Source organism: Streptococcus pseudopneumoniae, from assembly GCF_001076775.1.
Lineage (GTDB): Bacteria > Bacillota > Bacilli > Lactobacillales > Streptococcaceae > Streptococcus > Streptococcus pseudopneumoniae_G.
This window is the reverse complement of sequence record NZ_JVGV01000002.1, coordinates 1-1,845: the sequence shown is the minus strand read 5'-3', so window position 1 is coordinate 1,845 and position 1,845 is coordinate 1. Positions and strand designations below refer to the sequence as shown.

2 protein-coding genes are annotated in these 1,845 nt (G+C 40.3%); both read right to left on the bottom strand.

What is annotated here, in order from left to right:
• Nucleotides 1-539 precede the first annotated feature (539 nt).
• Nucleotides 540-1,406: a CHAP domain-containing protein gene (locus ADJ60_RS11880; RefSeq protein ID WP_049542510.1), complete on the bottom strand. Its 867-nt coding sequence runs from the start codon at nt 1,404-1,406 to the stop codon at nt 540-542.
• Between the two features lie 2 nt (nt 1,407-1,408).
• On the bottom strand, nt 1,409-1,666 hold the full coding sequence (locus tag ADJ60_RS00010; RefSeq protein WP_049542507.1) for a phage holin: 258 nt from the start codon (nt 1,664-1,666) through the stop codon (nt 1,409-1,411).
• Nucleotides 1,667-1,845: the final 179 nt, after the last annotated feature.

The following is a 1,845-nucleotide window of genomic DNA, read 5'->3' as shown; positions in this document are numbered from 1 at the left end:
AATAATGGAGCCGGTGGGAGTCTTAGAAAGATTGTTAAATCAACTCATAGTGACTTTAGGGTCTGTTTTAAGTCATGTTTTCCCAAAAAATGGCGTAAATCACGGCTCAATCCTGTATTAAAATCTACTTGCATTATACCACAAATTCCTATTTAAATTTCAAAAAATCTTCATCAAAAATATTATTATTAACAAAACACCGTTTTTGACAATAATCAAAAAAAGAAAAAGAAGGCATTATTAACAAAATGGCATTTTTGACAATAATACACCACGATTTCCTCTTCCTATTCTTCAAGAAAACGTTTTTTTGAACAATAGGATTTAGATTTTAGTTTCTAATCGTTCAAAATGCGTGTTTTGCAAAATAGAAATACAAACTCCAATTTTGTTAACGTCAACAAAACTGGCAACTAAGGGCTTTATAAAGCTATTTGTTGATGTCAACAAGTCACTTCTAGACAAACAAAAAAACCGCAAGCCTGAGCCTGCGGTAGAAAGAACAGTTTAGAAAGTTTCCTTTCTATTTATTTTTAAGATTATTTAGTCGTAATCAAGCCATCAGGCTCTACTGTAAATTCTGGCTTATCTGCCAGTGTTCCGTCTGGTTTGATGTAGTACCAGCCTGTGCCGTCTGCTGACTGGATAAAGGCGTTTGATAGCATGGCACCTTCTTTAGCGTCAAGATAGTACCAAGTCAGCTTATGCTTAATCCAACCAGTGACCATCTTACCTTCTTCGTCGAAGTAATACCAAGCATTATTGATACGAGCCCATCCAGTGGCCATAGAGCCTGAATCCGTGAACCAGTACCAAGCTTCGTTATAGTTCAACCAGGTACTCCGCTTCATGAATCCTTTATCATCGAAATAGTACCAAGCGTCATTGATTTTCTCCCATTTTTCAGTTGGGTATGAGCCATCTTCACGAACCCACCACCAACCATATTGGTTCTGTTGCCAGCCGATTTCGACTTCTTCGGGAGGTACAATATACCCAACGATTTCACTTACAGAACGCTCGTTGTAGCGACAAGGGCCGCCTACTTCCAAGTAGTCCCAGTTTCCATCGATGTTCTGCTCAATCGTCTTGATTGTAGAGCCATCTGAGTCTTCATAGACAAGACCAGTATGGCCATAGTTGACACCATCGCTAGCTACGTATGATTTCACGAAGAACCAACCAGCCTTTGGATATTCGGCATCATACACGACTTTCAAGCCTTGTGAACGTGCCGATTCAAGCAAGTCATAAGCGTTGCCCCAGAGAGTCACACCGTACCAATTTTTAAAAGCATAGCACGGAACATCCGCGCATTGCATCCCGAAAGCATTATCCTGGTCCACTCCATCGCCAGAATTGGCCTTGTCGATGAAGAATTGAATCATTTCTTGTTTTTTAGACATACCTACTCCTCACTTGGTTTCTTGTATTCTAGCGCTCTTGTGCTGTCTGTGATTCCGCTAGTCGTTGGGTCGTTGACCAGACCGATAGCAGTCAAGAACACGAATACCGCATTAACAAGCAGAATCAACTTGTTGCCGATATCACCTAAATCCAGATGATATCCAAAGACTGCTGCACCAGCTTGCAAGAGAAGTAAGAAGGCTGGGATAGCAGACAGGTAAAAGGTTTTATTTTCTAGTCGTAGTTTCCAGTTAATCATATTGTTTTCCTTTCTATTATGGCAATTTCGTAGGCCAAGGCTCATCTGTCAAGTATGAGATAGCGCTCACACGAATATCTCCAATATCTCGGTCGGTCGGTATGTTCTCGTTAAAAGTGAATTGAATGAAATTTAAGTCAGATTTACCGCCTAAATACCAAATTCCATAAGGTCTACCC

Bases quoted from the DNA above. Each gene is read 5' to 3' on its own strand.
- ADJ60_RS11880 (WP_049542510.1), bottom strand. From the start codon at position 1,406: ATGTCTAAAAAACAAGAAATGATTCAATTCTTCATCGACAAGGCCAAT.
- ADJ60_RS00010 (WP_049542507.1), bottom strand. From the start codon at position 1,666: ATGATTAACTGGAAACTACGACTAGAAAATAAAACCTTTTACCTGTCT.